Consider the following 14,355-nt stretch of genomic DNA (forward strand, 5'->3'; position numbering starts at 1 on the left):
ATAAGTAAATAAATAATTAAATAATATAAAATAATCTAAATAATAATTAAATAATAATATAAAATAATTAAAATATTATTAAATAATAATATAAAATAATTAAAATATTATTAAATAATAATATAAAATAATTAAAATATTATTAAATAAAAATATAAAATAATCTAAATAACAATTAAATAATAAAGATATGATAATTAAATAATCATTAAATTAAAAAATTTTTAAGACAAGGGAGGGGATTTTCTATTTACTAAGACACCATCCTTTGAGAATTTAACTTTAATAGTTCTATCTTCAACGTTAATTGCTTCTGCAACTTCATCTACATTATCTTCTCTGCATAAAGAGATAATACTTCCACCACCACCAGAACCAGTGATTTTAGAAGCAACTGCCCCATTATCACGAGCAGTATAAATCATACGAGATAATTCATAAGTATTTACACCTAATGAATCAAGTAAACCTTGATTTAAATTCATTAAATCAGCTATTTTATCAATATCATTTTTTAAAATAGCTACTCTTGCTTCATTTGCAATTTTTCCCATTGTATCAATTATAGGATTTACTAATTCTGGATAATTATTTTTCAATGTTTTTACCTTTTTAACCACTTTGCCAGTATTTCCATATTTAGAAGTATATCCTATAACAAAGGGAGCATCTAAATTATTATCAAAAGGAACTATCCTCTTTTCACGAGACAAATAAACTAATCCTCCATATGTACTAACCAAAGTATCTAAAGGACTAGCAATTCCCTGAACCTCCTCTTCTACAGCATGTGCTTCTTTTGCAAGAGTTTCTTTATTGAAATCAACACCATGGTAATGATGTAAAGCAGCAATTGTAGCTACAGTTACAGCAGCAGAAGATCCTAAACCAGAGCCTATAGGTAAATTGAGAGATAAATCCATATCAATAGAGGTGTGATCATGGAATTTACCCATAGCATTTAATATATAACGAATAATTCCAGGTTTGCCTCTTTTTAGAGTATAGGTTCCTCGGCGAGTATTCATAATAACTTCAAAACCTAAATCATTAGACTTTAATGTAGAGTAATTATTATGAGATTTACATAAACTAACTGTAGCTCTTTTGTTTACTGCTCCTGCAATAGCAGGTTCATCATATACAACGGAATGTTCACCAAAAAGAATTGTTTTCCCTGGTGCAGAAGCTACTGATATTTTTTTCATCTCATAATTCTCCAATAGTTTTTTTATTAATTGATAATATTCTATAATCAAACTCACTCTAAGATTTGACTTTAAAAATAATTAATTATATCCCATAATCAAATTCATCTAAGATTTTATTTTAAAAATAAAATATTATCTAAAATTGAATATATTAATAGATTTATATTAAATAGTATAAAAACTATACTATTAATTAATGGTCAATATAGAAAAAAAGAATTTAGAAAAAGAATGTTATAATTGCAAATATTTAGAATTTGATATTGGATTATGCACTCAATTCTTTTGTAAATATCATGAAAAACTTATAAAACAAGATGATAGTTGTAAAAACTGGATAAAAAAAGAATAAAAATAAGAGTTTAAAAAATCAATCAGTCCAAACCCCAGAGCCATAGCCAACAACTGATGCATAGTCTAAAGTTATATCACCACTTGTTGAATGTTGTAAAATTTCAAAGTTTCTCTGATTTAATTTTTTAGAATACTCCATACTTACCATAGTTGGACCGTATCCACACATAGTAATTTGTTCTTTTTTAACGATTTCATAAAGACCTTTAGTATTTCCACTTTTCACTTCATTAAACACAAGCCCATCATGTTCAACTGTCTTTTCCTGAGACTTGAAATGAGATAAATCAGTGCTATCAATTAGGGTGATTTTTCTTCCTAAATCCTGACTAGACTCATAGATTGAATTTGCTAAATCAGCTGATGCTTCAATAGATTGATCCATCATAGAAATAGGAACTATTTTAAAGTCACTTGAGAAGTACTTTAAAAAAGGAAGGTGAACTTCACAGCTATGCTCTCTTTGATGAGCTAGAAAATCAGCTTTAGCAAAATTAGAATTTTTAATAATGCTATTTGCAAGTTCATTATCTATATCACAAACACCATTTGGTACAATCCATGACCCTTCATTAAATACTGAAACATCCGCTCCAAAGCCAGTATGATTAGGACAAAGAATAATAAAGGTTTCTGGATATCCATCTTGAACTATTTTAGAGTAAGCATGAGTAGCAGTTGGACCAGAGTAAACATAACCTGCATGTGGAACCATAACTGCATTTACTTGTTTTTCTTTATTGATTCTTGATAGTTTAGGTATTTCTCCAAATCCCAATTTATGTCTAAAACAGTCCTCAATTGATTCTACTAAATATTTTACATTATTCTCATAAAATGCACCAGCAAATGCAGGTTCTCTAATCATCTTCTCACCCATTTTTAATTTTTTATTCTTTTATTAATAAAATTTTTAAGTTTTTTATTCTTTTATTATTAAAATCTTTAATTTTTTATTCTTTTATTATTAAAATCTTTAAATTTCTTATTCTTTTATTATTAAAATCTTTAAATTGTATTATAAATCTTTAATTAAAATCTTTTTAAGAATTAATTATAAATTTAATTAACTTAATATAAAAAATTTATTTAATTTTTTTAAAAATAAAAAATAGAACTAATAAAAATAGATTAAAAATAGATAAAAATAGTAAAAATAAGCTACAATAATAGATAAAATTAGTAAAAATAACTTATAATAGCTAAAATTAGTGAAAATAGCCTGTAATAATATAAAATTAGTAAAATAGCTTATAAAAATAGAAAAATACTTTAAAAAACTTAGATTAATAAAAATCTTTAAAAACAGTAAAAATAATAATAGAATAAAAAAAGTTAATTAATTGAATGATAATTAATTAACCTAAAATTTTAATTCAAAGTCAGAAGATTCTAAGTCTAAATCTTCATCTTCTCCAAGAATTCCTCTTTCTCTTAAGATTTGTCTTGCAAGTAACCAGTAAATTAAAGCAATAGCTTTTCTACCTTTGTTGTTAGATGGAACACAAATATCTACATTAGCAAGTAAGTTTTCAGAATCGCATAAACCTACAACTGGAATACCATTTTGTTTAGATTCTAAAATAGCTTGAGAGTCGGATCTTGGGTCAGTTACAACAATAACTTTAGGTTCGATGAATTTAGCATATTGTGGGTTAGTTAAAGTACCTGGGATGAATCTACCAGGAATAGTTTTACAACCAGTTACTTCACCGAATTTTTTAACAGGAGCTTGACCATATTGACGGGTAGCTACTACTAAAATGTCATCAGGGTCGTATTTTGCTAAAAATTTAGCAACCTCTTTGATTCTTTCATCAGTTTTACGAACATCTAAAACATATAAACCATCGGATCTTACACGGAAAATATATTTTTCCATGTCACTAGTTTTTTGTTGGGTACCAATATGTAACCCAGCAGCCAAATACTTCTCTAAAGGGATTAATAAATCTGACACTTTATCACCATATAATACATTAAATCTAGTTGTTAATTTGAAATTTGAAAATATATTTAATTAAATTATTAAAAAAAAGAAAGAATTCAAATAAAATCCTAAAAGGAGATTAATATTGAATTCAATCTTGAAAATCAACAAATTTATTCATCTTTGATAGTAATACAGTCATTAGGGCAGATGTCGACACAAACTTCGCATAAAGTACATTCATCTTCATGATCAGTTACAATTTTATCACCCTCTAAGGAAAAGATTTCCATAGGACACATATCTACACATTCACCACAGTCTGCATTTTCACATTTACTTGCATCAATAATAACAGTTGACATTTTTTACACCATTTTCTTCTAAAATTTTTTATTAATTAATAATTTAACTAATAAACTTGAATAAATACTAAAAACTCATTTTATAAAAGCCTATTAATTAATTACCTAAAAATCTTTTAATATAATTTTTAATACAATATTAAAAAGATTTAATTTAATAGTTAATAAATTTAACTATTTTTAAGTCCATAAAAATAAATCAATTATTTATTAACTATCATTACTACTTATTAAAGTAAATCAATCACTTAAAAATTTACAATAATTATGATTTTTGAATAATTAAACCTATCATCAGTTAAGAAAATCCTATTTATATAAACTAAAATGGACAATAAGTCAAATTAGAACAAATTTGCCATTCTAGGATTAGACATTTCTTCTTCAATTCTAATAAGTTCATTTAATTTAGCTATTCTTTCTCCACCTATTGCACCAGTTTTAATCATAGGAGCACCAAATGCTACTGCTAAATGAGCAATAGTCTCATCACAAGTTTCTCCAGACCTATGGGAAACAATAGGCATAATATCATTTTCTTTAGCTAATTTCACAGTTTCATATGTGTCTGTTAAAGTACCAATTTGGTTAGGTTTAATAATGATTGCATTTGCAGCTTTCTCTTCAATCCCATAAGCTAATAATTCACTGTTAGTTACGAATAAATCATCACCACAAATATGACATTTCTTAGCTACTTTTGCAGTAAGTTCTGCAAATCCTTCGAAATCTCTCTCATCAAAGGGATCTTCAACATAAAACATATGATAAGTATCAATCAAGTCTTTTACATAGTCAACCTGGTCTCCAATATCTCTTTTAATACCATCTTGACCATATACATATTTACCCTCTTCACTGTTCCAAAATTCAGATGAAGCCATGTCTAAACCAGGTTTGATTATAAAACCAAGCTCATCTCCTACTTCTTCACAAGCTTGAGCTTGAATTTCTAAAGCTTGATCATTAGTAATATTCGGAATCCATCCACCTTCATCACCTTTTCCACCAGTGAAATTAGGATCTTTTTTAGTTATGAGTTCTTTTAATCGTTTATGAATTTCTACATTAGCAAAAACTGCTTCTACCATATCATTAGCTCCAATAGGAACAACTAAAAACTCTTGAATATCTGGTGCATTAGAACCAGCATGAGCACCACCATTCATCATATTACCTAAAGGATAAGGTATTTCTTTAATAAAATTGCCACCTAAGAAATTATAAAGTGGCAAATTATAACTCATAGCAGCTGCTTTAGCTGCAGCCATAGAAACAGCTACAGTAGTATTACCACCAATTGCAGATAAATTATCAGTTCCATCAATTTCTTTAAGAACTTCATCAATATCTTCAATATCTTCAGCAGCCATACCAATAAGTTCAGAGGAAATTAAATCTTCAACATCAGTGATTACTTGGCTTACTCCACCTTCTGGGAAAGATACAACTTCCCTAGAACCAGTACTAGCACCACTTGGTGCAGCAGCTCTACCAAATCCATTCCAAGTAATTATATCCACTTCAACAGTAGGATTTCCTCTACTATCTAAAATTTTTCTAACACGAACATCTTCGATTACACTATCCAAAATAACACCTCAAAGGTAAAAAGATAATTAAATTAATTTTAAATATAAATTTATTAAAATGATTTTATAATTGATTTATAGATAAAATTTAATTATTCTTTAATTTATTTAGATATTAATTAAGAGATGCAATATAAACTAGTAATTTTATAATTAAACCTTAATATGTTCTTAATAATTAATTTTAATTAACCTTAACAAAGATTAAATCAAATATAGATAAGTCTATTAGATTAATTAATTTTTAAGCAATTAACATTACTAATTAATAAGTTACCAATGAGATTTGAAGAATCATTAATTCGTCTTACCATAAAATCTATAATGGATTATAATAATCATAAAAAACTAGAAGGTTGATTTATAGATTGCATATGATATTCTTAATTTAAAGAAATAAATAAATTTAAATAAATTATATGATTTAAAATCTAAATTAAATAATTTTAATAATTTATTTATAATATTATTAAGTAATTTATTATTTAAATACTTAATCCTAATAAATATGAAAAATTCTTTTTCTACTAAAAAAGAATAATATAAAAGAATAAAAAAATTTATTCTTTGACTCTAACATTTAAAGGTAAAATACCTAATTCAAGTTCTTTTGTAGCTATATCAATAGGATCATGAGATTTTGAACTTTTTATAAATTTTTCAACTTCTTTATGCTGCATTGGTTTAGCACCCATTGAAAGTTGAATAGCTCTTGCACCTAAAACTCTAGCTTTTTCGAATCTTGTTAATTTTTTTGTATTGTTTTTATTTGCAGCCATTATTTAACTCCTAATTATTAAAAAATAATCAATAGTATAAACTATTAATAGCTAATTAATTCCCATAAAATAGAAAATAATCAAATTAATCAAATAAATCTATTTAATTAATAATCCACTAATAATAAAAAATAAAAAAGATTAAAGATTATTCCCAAGTTTCAACATGAGAAATTAACATTCTTCTACAACAATATCTTGTAATACCCATATCATCCAAAATATCTTTTGATTCCTCACCATCAGCTAATCTACGGTTATATTCATCAAAATATGCAGAAACGGGTTTTCCACAACTTATACATCGTATAGGTATCATATAATCATCATTTCCTTTTTATATAAACAATATTCATAATTAAGAAATTATGAAAATTTTAATTAAATTTTGCAACTAAACCTAATCTTAAAAAATTAAAGATTAGATAATGAATTCCTACAGAAAAATTTTATAAATTTTACAATTTCTAACTAGAATATAAATTTCCTAAAGAGAAATGTAAAATTTATCGAAATATCCATCATACGAAAATTATGTATAATGAATAAAATTATTAAAATTATCTGTAACTTTTTTGTTTACGAGCTCTAGCTCCAGGACCGCCGTACTTTTTAGGTTCAGAACGTCTTGGGTCACCTACTAACATGGTTCTGTCATAATGAGTGTAAATCTCTTTTAAATCCATGTCTTGAGTCCATTGTACTAAACCCTTTGCAATTACCATACGTGCAGCTTCAGCTTGGCCAATAACTCCTCCACCATTAACTCTAATAGAGATGTCTACATTGTTTGCAACTTCTCCAGCTAATTCTAATGGTTCAGTTAATTTTAAACGTGCAAGTTCTGGAGAATAAAGTTCTAAAGGAACTTTATTAATTCTTACTTTACCAGTACCCTCTCTTACAGTACCTCTTGCAACAGCTGTTTTACGCTTACCGCTAGTATGAACAACTTTCATAACAATTACTCCATCATTTAATATAATTCGTATAATAATCCTAATTAGAACAAATCTATACTTAAACTAAATAATTAAAAATAAATCATAACTATTAAAAATAATAATTAAATAAGTCATAATTATTAAAAACAATAATTATAGACTATAATTATTAAAAATAATAATTAATAATCAATTTATTCAAATTTAGCTCCTAAAAGTTTAGAGATTTCTCCTAATTCCATTCCTTTTTTAATGTCTTTATATTCAGCTTCAGGCATGGTAATGAGTTCAACATCAGTATACTCTTCAGGTATACCTACAAATGCTTTGAATCCTTTAAAAGCACTTTTACCTTTTGCTTTTTTCATAGGTAACATACCTCTTACGGTTCTTCTGAATATATCTTCTGGTCTTCTTGGGTATTTAGGACCTAAGTCACGAGGGTTAGAGATACTTGCTCTATCTACTCTTTGTTTGTACTTAGCATAAGCCCATTCTTTATTACCAGTTAACATTATCTTTTCAGCATTGAGAACTACAATCTCTTCCCCTTCAAGAAGATTCTTACTAACTACACTAGCAAGTCTTCCTAAAATATGTCCTTCGCCGTTAATAATCATCATTTTAACACCATTCCCTAAGCTTATAACATAATTTTAACATTACTACCTTTAGGATTAGCCTCTGCAAGTTCTGCAATAGAAATAGCTTCACTACCGAGCTTTTCTATTTTTGCTTCTGCATTTTTAGTAAATCCTAATGCTGCTATAGTAACTTTGTGATTTAATTTACCATCAGATAATACTTTACCTGGAATAACCACAGTTTCTCCTTCAACAGTATTTTTATTAATATGAGAAAGGCTTACTTCAGCTTGGTTTCTGCAAGGTTTTTCAAGTTTAATAGCTACTTCCTTCCAAATACCTACTTCTTCCTCATAAGACTGTTTTCTAAGATTTTTAATAAGTGTAATAAGGTTAGGATTAGTTTTTTTAATTTTTCTAGCCATTACTAGATTCCTCCTTCACTAAATGTGATAAACTCATCTGTTTTAGAATCTAAAACATCACAAGCTTTTAATAAAACCTCTTTAGGAGGTATTGATCCATCAGTTTCAACTTTAAAAATAAAATCATTTTCACGATAACCAACATTGATAAATTTAGAATCAGCTGCTTTTGCTGTTCTTACACAAGTTTTACAAAGAGAACAGTTTTCAATATCAACAATATCAATTCTTCCTTCCTCTTTGTCAGCTTTTAATACTCCTCTAGGACAATTATCTGCAGCTGCATAAATAACTTCTTCATCTTCATTAAAAGTTATTTCAGGATATTGCTTATAAGAACAAACAGTAGTTGGTACCCATTTTGCATGGTCTTTACCAATTCCTAATTTTGCTACAGCTTCTAAATCAACACTTTGACCCTCTTTTAATTTTAAAAGAGGTATGGTATCGTATACTGGTTTAATTTTTGAGTCACCACAAGATTTTAAATCCTTAGAATATACAGTTTTAGGTCCAGTTTCTCTTAAAGAAAATGAAACACTGCACCTTGGACAGTATTCTCCTTTTTCACAATCACAGTCACAATCTTCAGGAAGCACTAATCCTTCAATAGATTTTTCATCAGAAACTAAAGGAGTTAAACCTAATCTATGAGCTAATACTTCATCAAACATTGCAGAATCATTTTTAACTACAAATACATCATCAATAGCTAATTTTGGTACTTTCATCATAGCAATTCTTCTAATAGCATTAATAAAAGGAACTTCTACATCATAAACTTTAAAAGTCATAGAATTTTCATCTTGTTCTTTGACATCAATTTTCATATTAAACCCTTCTTATACTCTTCTTCCTCTTTTACCGCCTGGTCTTCCAGTACCATCATGAGGTATAGGAGTTATGTCTTCAATTTTACCAATTTTAATTCCAGCTCTTGCTAAAGCACGAATAGTTGCTTGTGCACCAGGACCTGGACTTCTAGGACCGTTTCCACCAGGAGCTCTTACTCTTATATGCAATCCAACAAAACCTTTTTCTTTTGCATCTTCAGCTGCTCTATTAGCTGCTTCCATCGCTGCAAAAGGAGAAGATTGTTGTCTGTCTGCACGAACTACTTTACCACCAGACCATTGGCAGATGGTTTCTGCTCCTGTAATATCAGTTACAGTTAAGATAGTATTATTAAAGGATGAATAAATATTAGCTATTCCCCATTTTTCATCTTTTGCCATAATTACACCCCTTATTGATTTTCACCAGCTTGAGTAGCTGCTTTATTATGTTCTTCAATCTGTTTAGCTACAGGAGAAGAGCGGTAAAAACCAATTGCTTCTTCTTCTCCTCTTTTTACAACATAACTTGGAGAATTTAATTTTTTGCTGTTTAAAGCAATATGTCCATGTACAACAAACATTCTTGCTTCTTTAGCAGTACGAGCTAAACCTTTTTGGAAAACTATAGTTTGTAATCTTCTTCTTAAAATATCTTCAACAGTTAAATCAAGAATATTTTCTAACTGGGCATTTTCATCAAGGATTCCTGATCTTTTCAAGTTTCCTAATAATTCTTCAGTTTCAACTTTTACTTGATCTTGAGAGAACCCGAGTAAGTATCTTGCTTCCCTACTGTATTTTCTAACTAAAGTATCAGCTTTCCAAATTTCCTTTTTATTTTTTAAGCCATATTTAGACATTAATTTATTTTCAGTTTTAATTCTTTCTGCATTCCAAGGATGAGGTGGTGTATCATACTTTTTCCTTGCTTTTCTTGGATGTCCCATAATCACATCTCCTTATTTAGATATAAATTTCAATAATTATTCAATAATATAATCAATTTAAAAATTTATCAAATTTACCATAATCAGTCTAAAAAGATATAAAATTATCTTCTACGACTTACACCGACAGTAGAACTGTGTCTGAAAGTAGATTTAGTTCTTTGTCCTCTAACTGGTAAACCAACTTCGTGTCTTCTACCTTTGTAACTTCTGGTCTTTTTCATCCTGTTTAAATCATCCCTTAAAGTCATGTCAAGGTCAGATTCAATTAAATGAAGGTCATCACCAGTAGCATAATCGTTACGTCTGTTTAACATCCAATCAGGAATGTTATATTCTTTAGGATCTTCTAAAACTGCTTCGATTTTAGCAACATCATCTTCAGCAACGTAACCAATTTGTTTTTCAGTATTTAAACCTAAGGTAAGACAGATAGATCTAGATAAGGATAATCCAACACCTTTAATTTCAGTTAAAGCTTGTTCGATTTTTTTATTACCATCTACATCCTTTCTGGATATACGCACTAAGTGCTTAAAGTCGTCTTCCATTAAAGTAACCTCCATAATATCTATAGAGCGAACCCACGAGACGTGTATAAAAAATTTAGCGGATTCGAATGCTTTATTTTAAAGCACAGTTTTCAACAATGTAAAACTTAGTCCAATAATATTTTAATCATAGAATTTTATAATTTGCATTATTCATACTATTTTAAGTCTGATTTCAAATCCATTAAACTAAGAGTTCATCAATATCAGTTTCAAGCACATTTAATAATTCTAATTAAATAATAACTACGCTTAGCTTACTAAAAGATAGAGTAACTTAATACTCGATAAATTACTAATAAACTTTTATAGCTATAGCTAGATTATAATTTAACTAATTAAAAAAAAGCAAATATTAAATCTAATTCGTAAAGCTTATTTGAATCAGATTTAAGTTAATGATAATTTGTAAAAGTGATATTATCATTAATAATAATCCTATTAAATAGAATTATATTAAATTGCTATATACTAATAAACGCCGAGACTGGGATTTGAACCCAGGCGAGGACAATCCTCACGGGATTTCCAGTCCCGCGCCTTACCAGGCTAGACTATCTCGGCAATCTAGTAAGATATCAAACATAGAACTGTCTAATATATAATTCACTGATATAAAAATATAAGTAATTAATAATATATAAAGTTTTTGATTATTCAAGCATAATTTCTAAAAAAATAGGATTAAAACTAAAATCATAGCTACAAATCAATATTAAACTTAATAATATTTAAAGATTTTTTATAAGATTATAGCAAAGTTTATATATTAGAACTTAAATTTGAGATTTTATTATGATAAAAAATAATTAAAAACAAATTTTTCTAAAGATAATTAAAAATAATAAATATTTTTCCTAAATAAACTATTCATCTAATCTTCTTTCCAGTTTATCATTTATTAAACTATTCATCTAATCTTATTCTACTTTATCGTTTATTAAACTATTCATCTAATCTTCTTTCTACTTTATCATTTAAATCATCGATGACATATTTAATTTTAGGATCTTTAGTTAAATCGTATGCAATATTAAAATAGAATAAAGCAGGAATTACCTTTTTACTTTCATCTAATTGGAATCCAAGATTTTTACATATTGTTATAACTTCAATACTTGCAGAATAAGGTAAACCCTTCGATTTAAGATATTCCTTAATATCTTCAATATTTTGATTAATAATGTCATTTAAATTATTTTCATCCAAGTAAGTCTTTAAATAGTCATCAAATATTTTTAATTCACCGATAGCCAAATCAGATTGATTATCATAAGTTTTACTTAATCTATTTAAATAAACAGCTAATCTTAAATTTTCATCATCTTTAGAACCTTTAGATTCATTAAGATAATAAAGAGACAAATTTCTAAAGGATTTAGCAAGGTCTTCAACGGAATAAGAATATTTAACAGATTGTACACTTAATTTATAATATTCATCCCAATTATTATTTTGTTTGTAAACTTCACATAATCCGAAAATAGCTTTAACATTGATTGGGTTATAATTGTAAGACAATTTAAAGCTCTTTAAAGCATTTTCATATTCATTAAAATGTAATAATACATTCCCATAATTAGAATAAAGAGTGGAATAGTCTAAAATAAGAGGATACTTTCTTTTAACTTCTTTTTTAATAGTGGCTTGGAATAAAAGCTCTTCAAGAAGATTCTTAAAAATATATTCTCCTTCAAGATATTCTTTATTTAAGTTAATATTTTCTTGAGCAAATTGATAAGCTTCATCATATTTCTCTTCTTTAAATAAAGAATCCATTTCTTTTATAATTTCTGGAACAGATTTAATTTTCATATTATCACCATTTAAAGAATTGATTATTTAATTAGATTATTTAAAAGAATAAATTATTTAATTAGGTTATTTAATTAGGTTATTTAATTAGATTATTTAATTAGTTTAAAAGAATAAATTATTTAATTAGATTATTTAAAAGAACACCTAAGAATTTAAAAGCTCCTTCTTTTTGTTTTCAAATTCTTCTTCTGTAATTATTCCATCTTTATATAGATCGTGATATTTTCTTATTTCTTCTGGAATATTAAGAATAGCTTCTTTTAGTTGAGATTTTTCTTCAATTTCAAAAGAGCCAGTAGTTAATTTGTTTATTAATTTATATTCAAAGTTATTTAACATATCATCATCTAATGTTTTTAATAGGAGATTTTTATCAGCTAAATTAAATTGAATTCTATTATCAGCTATTCTTTGAATATCATCTTGATTTATATCATCATAATCTATATCAAAAGAATCTTTAACTTTACCATTTAGCCTGCTTCTTTTTTCTACATAAATAGAACCTTCATCTAATTTAATAGCTCCATTAAATGTGTTTTCTTCCCCATCCTTAGTTTCTATTAAAAGACCTAAAAAATCAAATTCAATATTTTTTGATTTAATATCACCTTTAGGCATATTTCCATTCGGATTTATTAAAAAGCCTAATTTACTTAATTTTCCCATAGTATCAAAAATCTAAAATATTTTTATAATCTATAATCAAATTCATTTTTAGAATATCTTTATAATCATTAATCAATTTCAATTTTAAAAAAAAAAATTATTTTTTATATTATTTTTTATATTATTTTTTATATTATTTTTTATCTCATTTTTTATCTTATTTTTTATCTTATTATTAAAATATAATACTTTAAAAACATATAAATTTATCTTAAAATGAGATTAAAATTTATAATTAAATATAAAATATATTAAAATAAAAATTATATTATTAAATGAAAATAATGAAATTAATTATTATAAAAATTTATGATTGAGTGATAAAATGTCTAAAGATAATGATAAATTTGTACTTAAGTTAAATAACGATAGAAAAGGCGAACCTAAAACACTTAGTGAAGAAGAAACTTTAAAGCAAATGAAAAGAGGTTTTAATAACCAATACATTAGTTTTGAATACCCATTTTTATGGGAGAATATAAAATCTGATGATGAAGATGAATTTACAGATGCTGTATTATTTAATAAAAATAATAATGCTATTGTAAAAATATCTACACAACCATGTTTAGTAAATACAGTTGAAGAGTTAAAAGAATTAGTAGAAAAGGACCTCAAATCAAAAGAATGTGAAATTCAGGAATCAGGAATGGATACTTTTGATAAATATGGAATATGGGATGTATTTTACACAACAAAAGAAGGTTTAGAAGTAGAACAATATTCTATCTTAAAAAGCAATAATTTATATTCTCTTGAATTGTATACTAAAAATAATAGAGATCAAGTTGTATTAAAATCTTTTGTAGATGTGATTCAAACATTTAAGATACTAAAACCAAGTTATAAAATAGATGGGGATTCTTACGAGAAAATATAATCCCTAAACTTATTTTTTAAAAAAAAGATAACTTAAACTTATTTTTAAAATTAAAGCAAAAAATATAATAAATTAAATTATAAAAAAATAATAATCCTAAAAATAGAAAAACAGAAAAAATATAATAAATTAAATTTAGGGTCCTAGATTTTTTACATTTCTGCAAGCTTTTGTAGGGCTGTTTTTGTAGTGTAGCCTTGTAATGTGATGAGCCCTGCTAAAAATACATTTAAATATACGGTTCTTTTTACTGAATCATGTGTATATTTGTGTATATTCTCTCATGTTGAGTCCATCTTTGCATAATTTGAAGAAGTCTTCTATTTTACCCCTTATTGGTTTATATTTTTCCCAATTGTTTATTTTTTCTAAAAATTCGTTTTTTAGTCTTTTTAATAGTTTTTTAATCTTTTCTGTGTTCTTTTTTGGGTTAAATATCTCTAATTTGTAGTTGAATATTTGATTTAATT

Annotated in this window: 17 protein-coding genes, 1 tRNA gene and 1 pseudogene; 1 reads left to right on the plus strand and 18 read right to left on the minus strand. The window is 26.3% G+C overall.

Going from position 1 to position 14,355, the window contains the following annotated elements; genetic code table 11:
- Positions 1-224: 224 nt before the first annotated feature.
- From mvk to BM020_RS09805, 17 genes are all read right to left on the minus strand, one after another.
- Positions 225-1,208, minus strand: a complete 984-nt coding sequence (mvk, locus tag BM020_RS03985) for a mevalonate kinase (RefSeq protein ID WP_074798311.1) — start codon at positions 1,206-1,208, stop codon at positions 225-227.
- A gap of 373 nt (positions 1,209-1,581) precedes the next feature.
- Positions 1,582-2,433 (minus strand): AmmeMemoRadiSam system protein B, encoded by an 852-nt coding sequence (amrB, locus tag BM020_RS03990; protein ID WP_067145960.1) that lies wholly within the window; start codon positions 2,431-2,433, stop codon positions 1,582-1,584.
- Between the two features lie 495 nt (positions 2,434-2,928).
- Positions 2,929-3,525, minus strand: coding sequence for a 30S ribosomal protein S2 (gene rpsB, locus BM020_RS03995; protein WP_067145958.1), 597 nt, complete (start codon positions 3,523-3,525; stop codon positions 2,929-2,931).
- 143 nt (positions 3,526-3,668) lie between these two features.
- Positions 3,669-3,860 carry an indolepyruvate ferredoxin oxidoreductase subunit alpha gene (locus BM020_RS04000; protein WP_067145957.1) on the minus strand — a complete coding sequence of 64 codons (192 nt, stop codon included), beginning with the start codon at positions 3,858-3,860 and terminating at the stop codon, positions 3,669-3,671.
- A 344-nt stretch (positions 3,861-4,204) separates the two neighbouring features.
- Complete coding sequence (eno, locus tag BM020_RS04005; RefSeq protein WP_067145955.1) at positions 4,205-5,452, minus strand: phosphopyruvate hydratase; 1,248 nt, start codon at positions 5,450-5,452, stop codon at positions 4,205-4,207.
- Positions 5,453-6,012: 560 nt separating this feature from the next.
- On the minus strand, positions 6,013-6,231 hold the full coding sequence (locus BM020_RS04010; RefSeq protein WP_067145953.1) for a DNA-directed RNA polymerase subunit K: 219 nt from the start codon (positions 6,229-6,231) through the stop codon (positions 6,013-6,015).
- Between the two features lie 148 nt (positions 6,232-6,379).
- Positions 6,380-6,550 carry a DNA-directed RNA polymerase subunit N gene (locus BM020_RS04015; RefSeq protein ID WP_067145950.1) on the minus strand — a complete coding sequence of 57 codons (171 nt, stop codon included), beginning with the start codon at positions 6,548-6,550 and terminating at the stop codon, positions 6,380-6,382.
- Positions 6,551-6,791: 241 nt separating this feature from the next.
- Positions 6,792-7,190 carry a 30S ribosomal protein S9 gene (locus BM020_RS04020; protein WP_067145948.1) on the minus strand — a complete coding sequence of 133 codons (399 nt, stop codon included), beginning with the start codon at positions 7,188-7,190 and terminating at the stop codon, positions 6,792-6,794.
- Between the two features lie 179 nt (positions 7,191-7,369).
- Positions 7,370-7,795 carry a 50S ribosomal protein L13 gene (locus tag BM020_RS04025; RefSeq protein WP_082762226.1) on the minus strand — a complete coding sequence of 142 codons (426 nt, stop codon included), beginning with the start codon at positions 7,793-7,795 and terminating at the stop codon, positions 7,370-7,372.
- A gap of 23 nt (positions 7,796-7,818) precedes the next feature.
- Positions 7,819-8,184 (minus strand): 50S ribosomal protein L18e, encoded by a 366-nt coding sequence (locus BM020_RS04030; RefSeq protein WP_067145944.1) that lies wholly within the window; start codon positions 8,182-8,184, stop codon positions 7,819-7,821.
- A gap of 2 nt (positions 8,185-8,186) precedes the next feature.
- Complete coding sequence (locus BM020_RS04035) at positions 8,187-9,014, minus strand: DNA-directed RNA polymerase subunit D (RefSeq protein WP_074798313.1); 828 nt, start codon at positions 9,012-9,014, stop codon at positions 8,187-8,189.
- A gap of 12 nt (positions 9,015-9,026) precedes the next feature.
- Positions 9,027-9,419 carry a 30S ribosomal protein S11 gene (locus BM020_RS04040; RefSeq protein WP_067145940.1) on the minus strand — a complete coding sequence of 131 codons (393 nt, stop codon included), beginning with the start codon at positions 9,417-9,419 and terminating at the stop codon, positions 9,027-9,029.
- Between the two features lie 11 nt (positions 9,420-9,430).
- Positions 9,431-9,967: a 30S ribosomal protein S4 gene (locus tag BM020_RS04045; protein WP_067145937.1), complete on the minus strand. Its 537-nt coding sequence runs from the start codon at positions 9,965-9,967 to the stop codon at positions 9,431-9,433.
- Between the two features lie 104 nt (positions 9,968-10,071).
- On the minus strand, positions 10,072-10,518 hold the full coding sequence (locus BM020_RS04050) for a 30S ribosomal protein S13 (RefSeq protein ID WP_067145935.1): 447 nt from the start codon (positions 10,516-10,518) through the stop codon (positions 10,072-10,074).
- A gap of 479 nt (positions 10,519-10,997) precedes the next feature.
- Positions 10,998-11,082: transfer RNA gene (locus BM020_RS04055), tRNA-Ser, on the minus strand.
- A gap of 381 nt (positions 11,083-11,463) precedes the next feature.
- The gene (locus BM020_RS04060; RefSeq protein ID WP_074798315.1) at positions 11,464-12,333 is read right to left on the minus strand and encodes a hypothetical protein; all 870 of its coding nucleotides are present in this window, start codon (positions 12,331-12,333) and stop codon (positions 11,464-11,466) included.
- A 147-nt stretch (positions 12,334-12,480) separates the two neighbouring features.
- Positions 12,481-13,005, minus strand: coding sequence for an SHOCT domain-containing protein (locus tag BM020_RS09805; RefSeq protein ID WP_074798318.1), 525 nt, complete (start codon positions 13,003-13,005; stop codon positions 12,481-12,483).
- A 325-nt stretch (positions 13,006-13,330) separates the two neighbouring features.
- Here BM020_RS09805 and BM020_RS04070 point away from each other — a divergent pair, with 325 nt between their 5' ends.
- Positions 13,331-13,885: a hypothetical protein gene (locus BM020_RS04070; protein WP_074798320.1), complete on the plus strand. Its 555-nt coding sequence runs from the start codon at positions 13,331-13,333 to the stop codon at positions 13,883-13,885.
- Between the two features lie 152 nt (positions 13,886-14,037).
- Here BM020_RS04070 and BM020_RS09810 read toward each other — a convergent pair.
- Positions 14,038-14,355 (minus strand): annotated as a pseudogene (locus BM020_RS09810) (IS5/IS1182 family transposase); the annotation flags it as partial.

It is taken from the genome of Methanobrevibacter olleyae, from assembly GCF_900114585.1.
GTDB lineage: Archaea > Methanobacteriota > Methanobacteria > Methanobacteriales > Methanobacteriaceae > Methanobrevibacter > Methanobrevibacter olleyae.

Bases quoted from the DNA above. Each gene is read 5' to 3' on its own strand.
- mvk (WP_074798311.1), bottom strand. From the start codon at position 1,208: ATGAAAAAAATATCAGTAGCTTCTGCACCAGGGAAAACAATTCTTTTT.
- amrB (WP_067145960.1), bottom strand. From the start codon at position 2,433: ATGATTAGAGAACCTGCATTTGCTGGTGCATTTTATGAGAATAATGTA.
- BM020_RS04000 (WP_067145957.1), bottom strand. From the start codon at position 3,860: ATGTCAACTGTTATTATTGATGCAAGTAAATGTGAAAATGCAGACTGT.
- BM020_RS04010 (WP_067145953.1), bottom strand. From the start codon at position 6,231: ATGGCTGCAAATAAAAACAATACAAAAAAATTAACAAGATTCGAAAAA.
- BM020_RS04015 (WP_067145950.1), bottom strand. From the start codon at position 6,550: ATGATACCTATACGATGTATAAGTTGTGGAAAACCCGTTTCTGCATAT.
- BM020_RS04020 (WP_067145948.1), bottom strand. From the start codon at position 7,190: ATGAAAGTTGTTCATACTAGCGGTAAGCGTAAAACAGCTGTTGCAAGA.
- BM020_RS04025 (WP_082762226.1), bottom strand. From the start codon at position 7,795: ATGATTATTAACGGCGAAGGACATATTTTAGGAAGACTTGCTAGTGTA.
- BM020_RS04030 (WP_067145944.1), bottom strand. From the start codon at position 8,184: ATGGCTAGAAAAATTAAAAAAACTAATCCTAACCTTATTACACTTATT.
- BM020_RS04035 (WP_074798313.1), bottom strand. From the start codon at position 9,014: ATGAAAATTGATGTCAAAGAACAAGATGAAAATTCTATGACTTTTAAA.
- BM020_RS04040 (WP_067145940.1), bottom strand. From the start codon at position 9,419: ATGGCAAAAGATGAAAAATGGGGAATAGCTAATATTTATTCATCCTTT.
- BM020_RS04045 (WP_067145937.1), bottom strand. From the start codon at position 9,967: ATGGGACATCCAAGAAAAGCAAGGAAAAAGTATGATACACCACCTCAT.
- BM020_RS04050 (WP_067145935.1), bottom strand. From the start codon at position 10,518: ATGGAAGACGACTTTAAGCACTTAGTGCGTATATCCAGAAAGGATGTA.
- BM020_RS04060 (WP_074798315.1), bottom strand. From the start codon at position 12,333: ATGAAAATTAAATCTGTTCCAGAAATTATAAAAGAAATGGATTCTTTA.
- BM020_RS09805 (WP_074798318.1), bottom strand. From the start codon at position 13,005: ATGGGAAAATTAAGTAAATTAGGCTTTTTAATAAATCCGAATGGAAAT.
- BM020_RS04070 (WP_074798320.1), top strand. From the start codon at position 13,331: ATGTCTAAAGATAATGATAAATTTGTACTTAAGTTAAATAACGATAGA.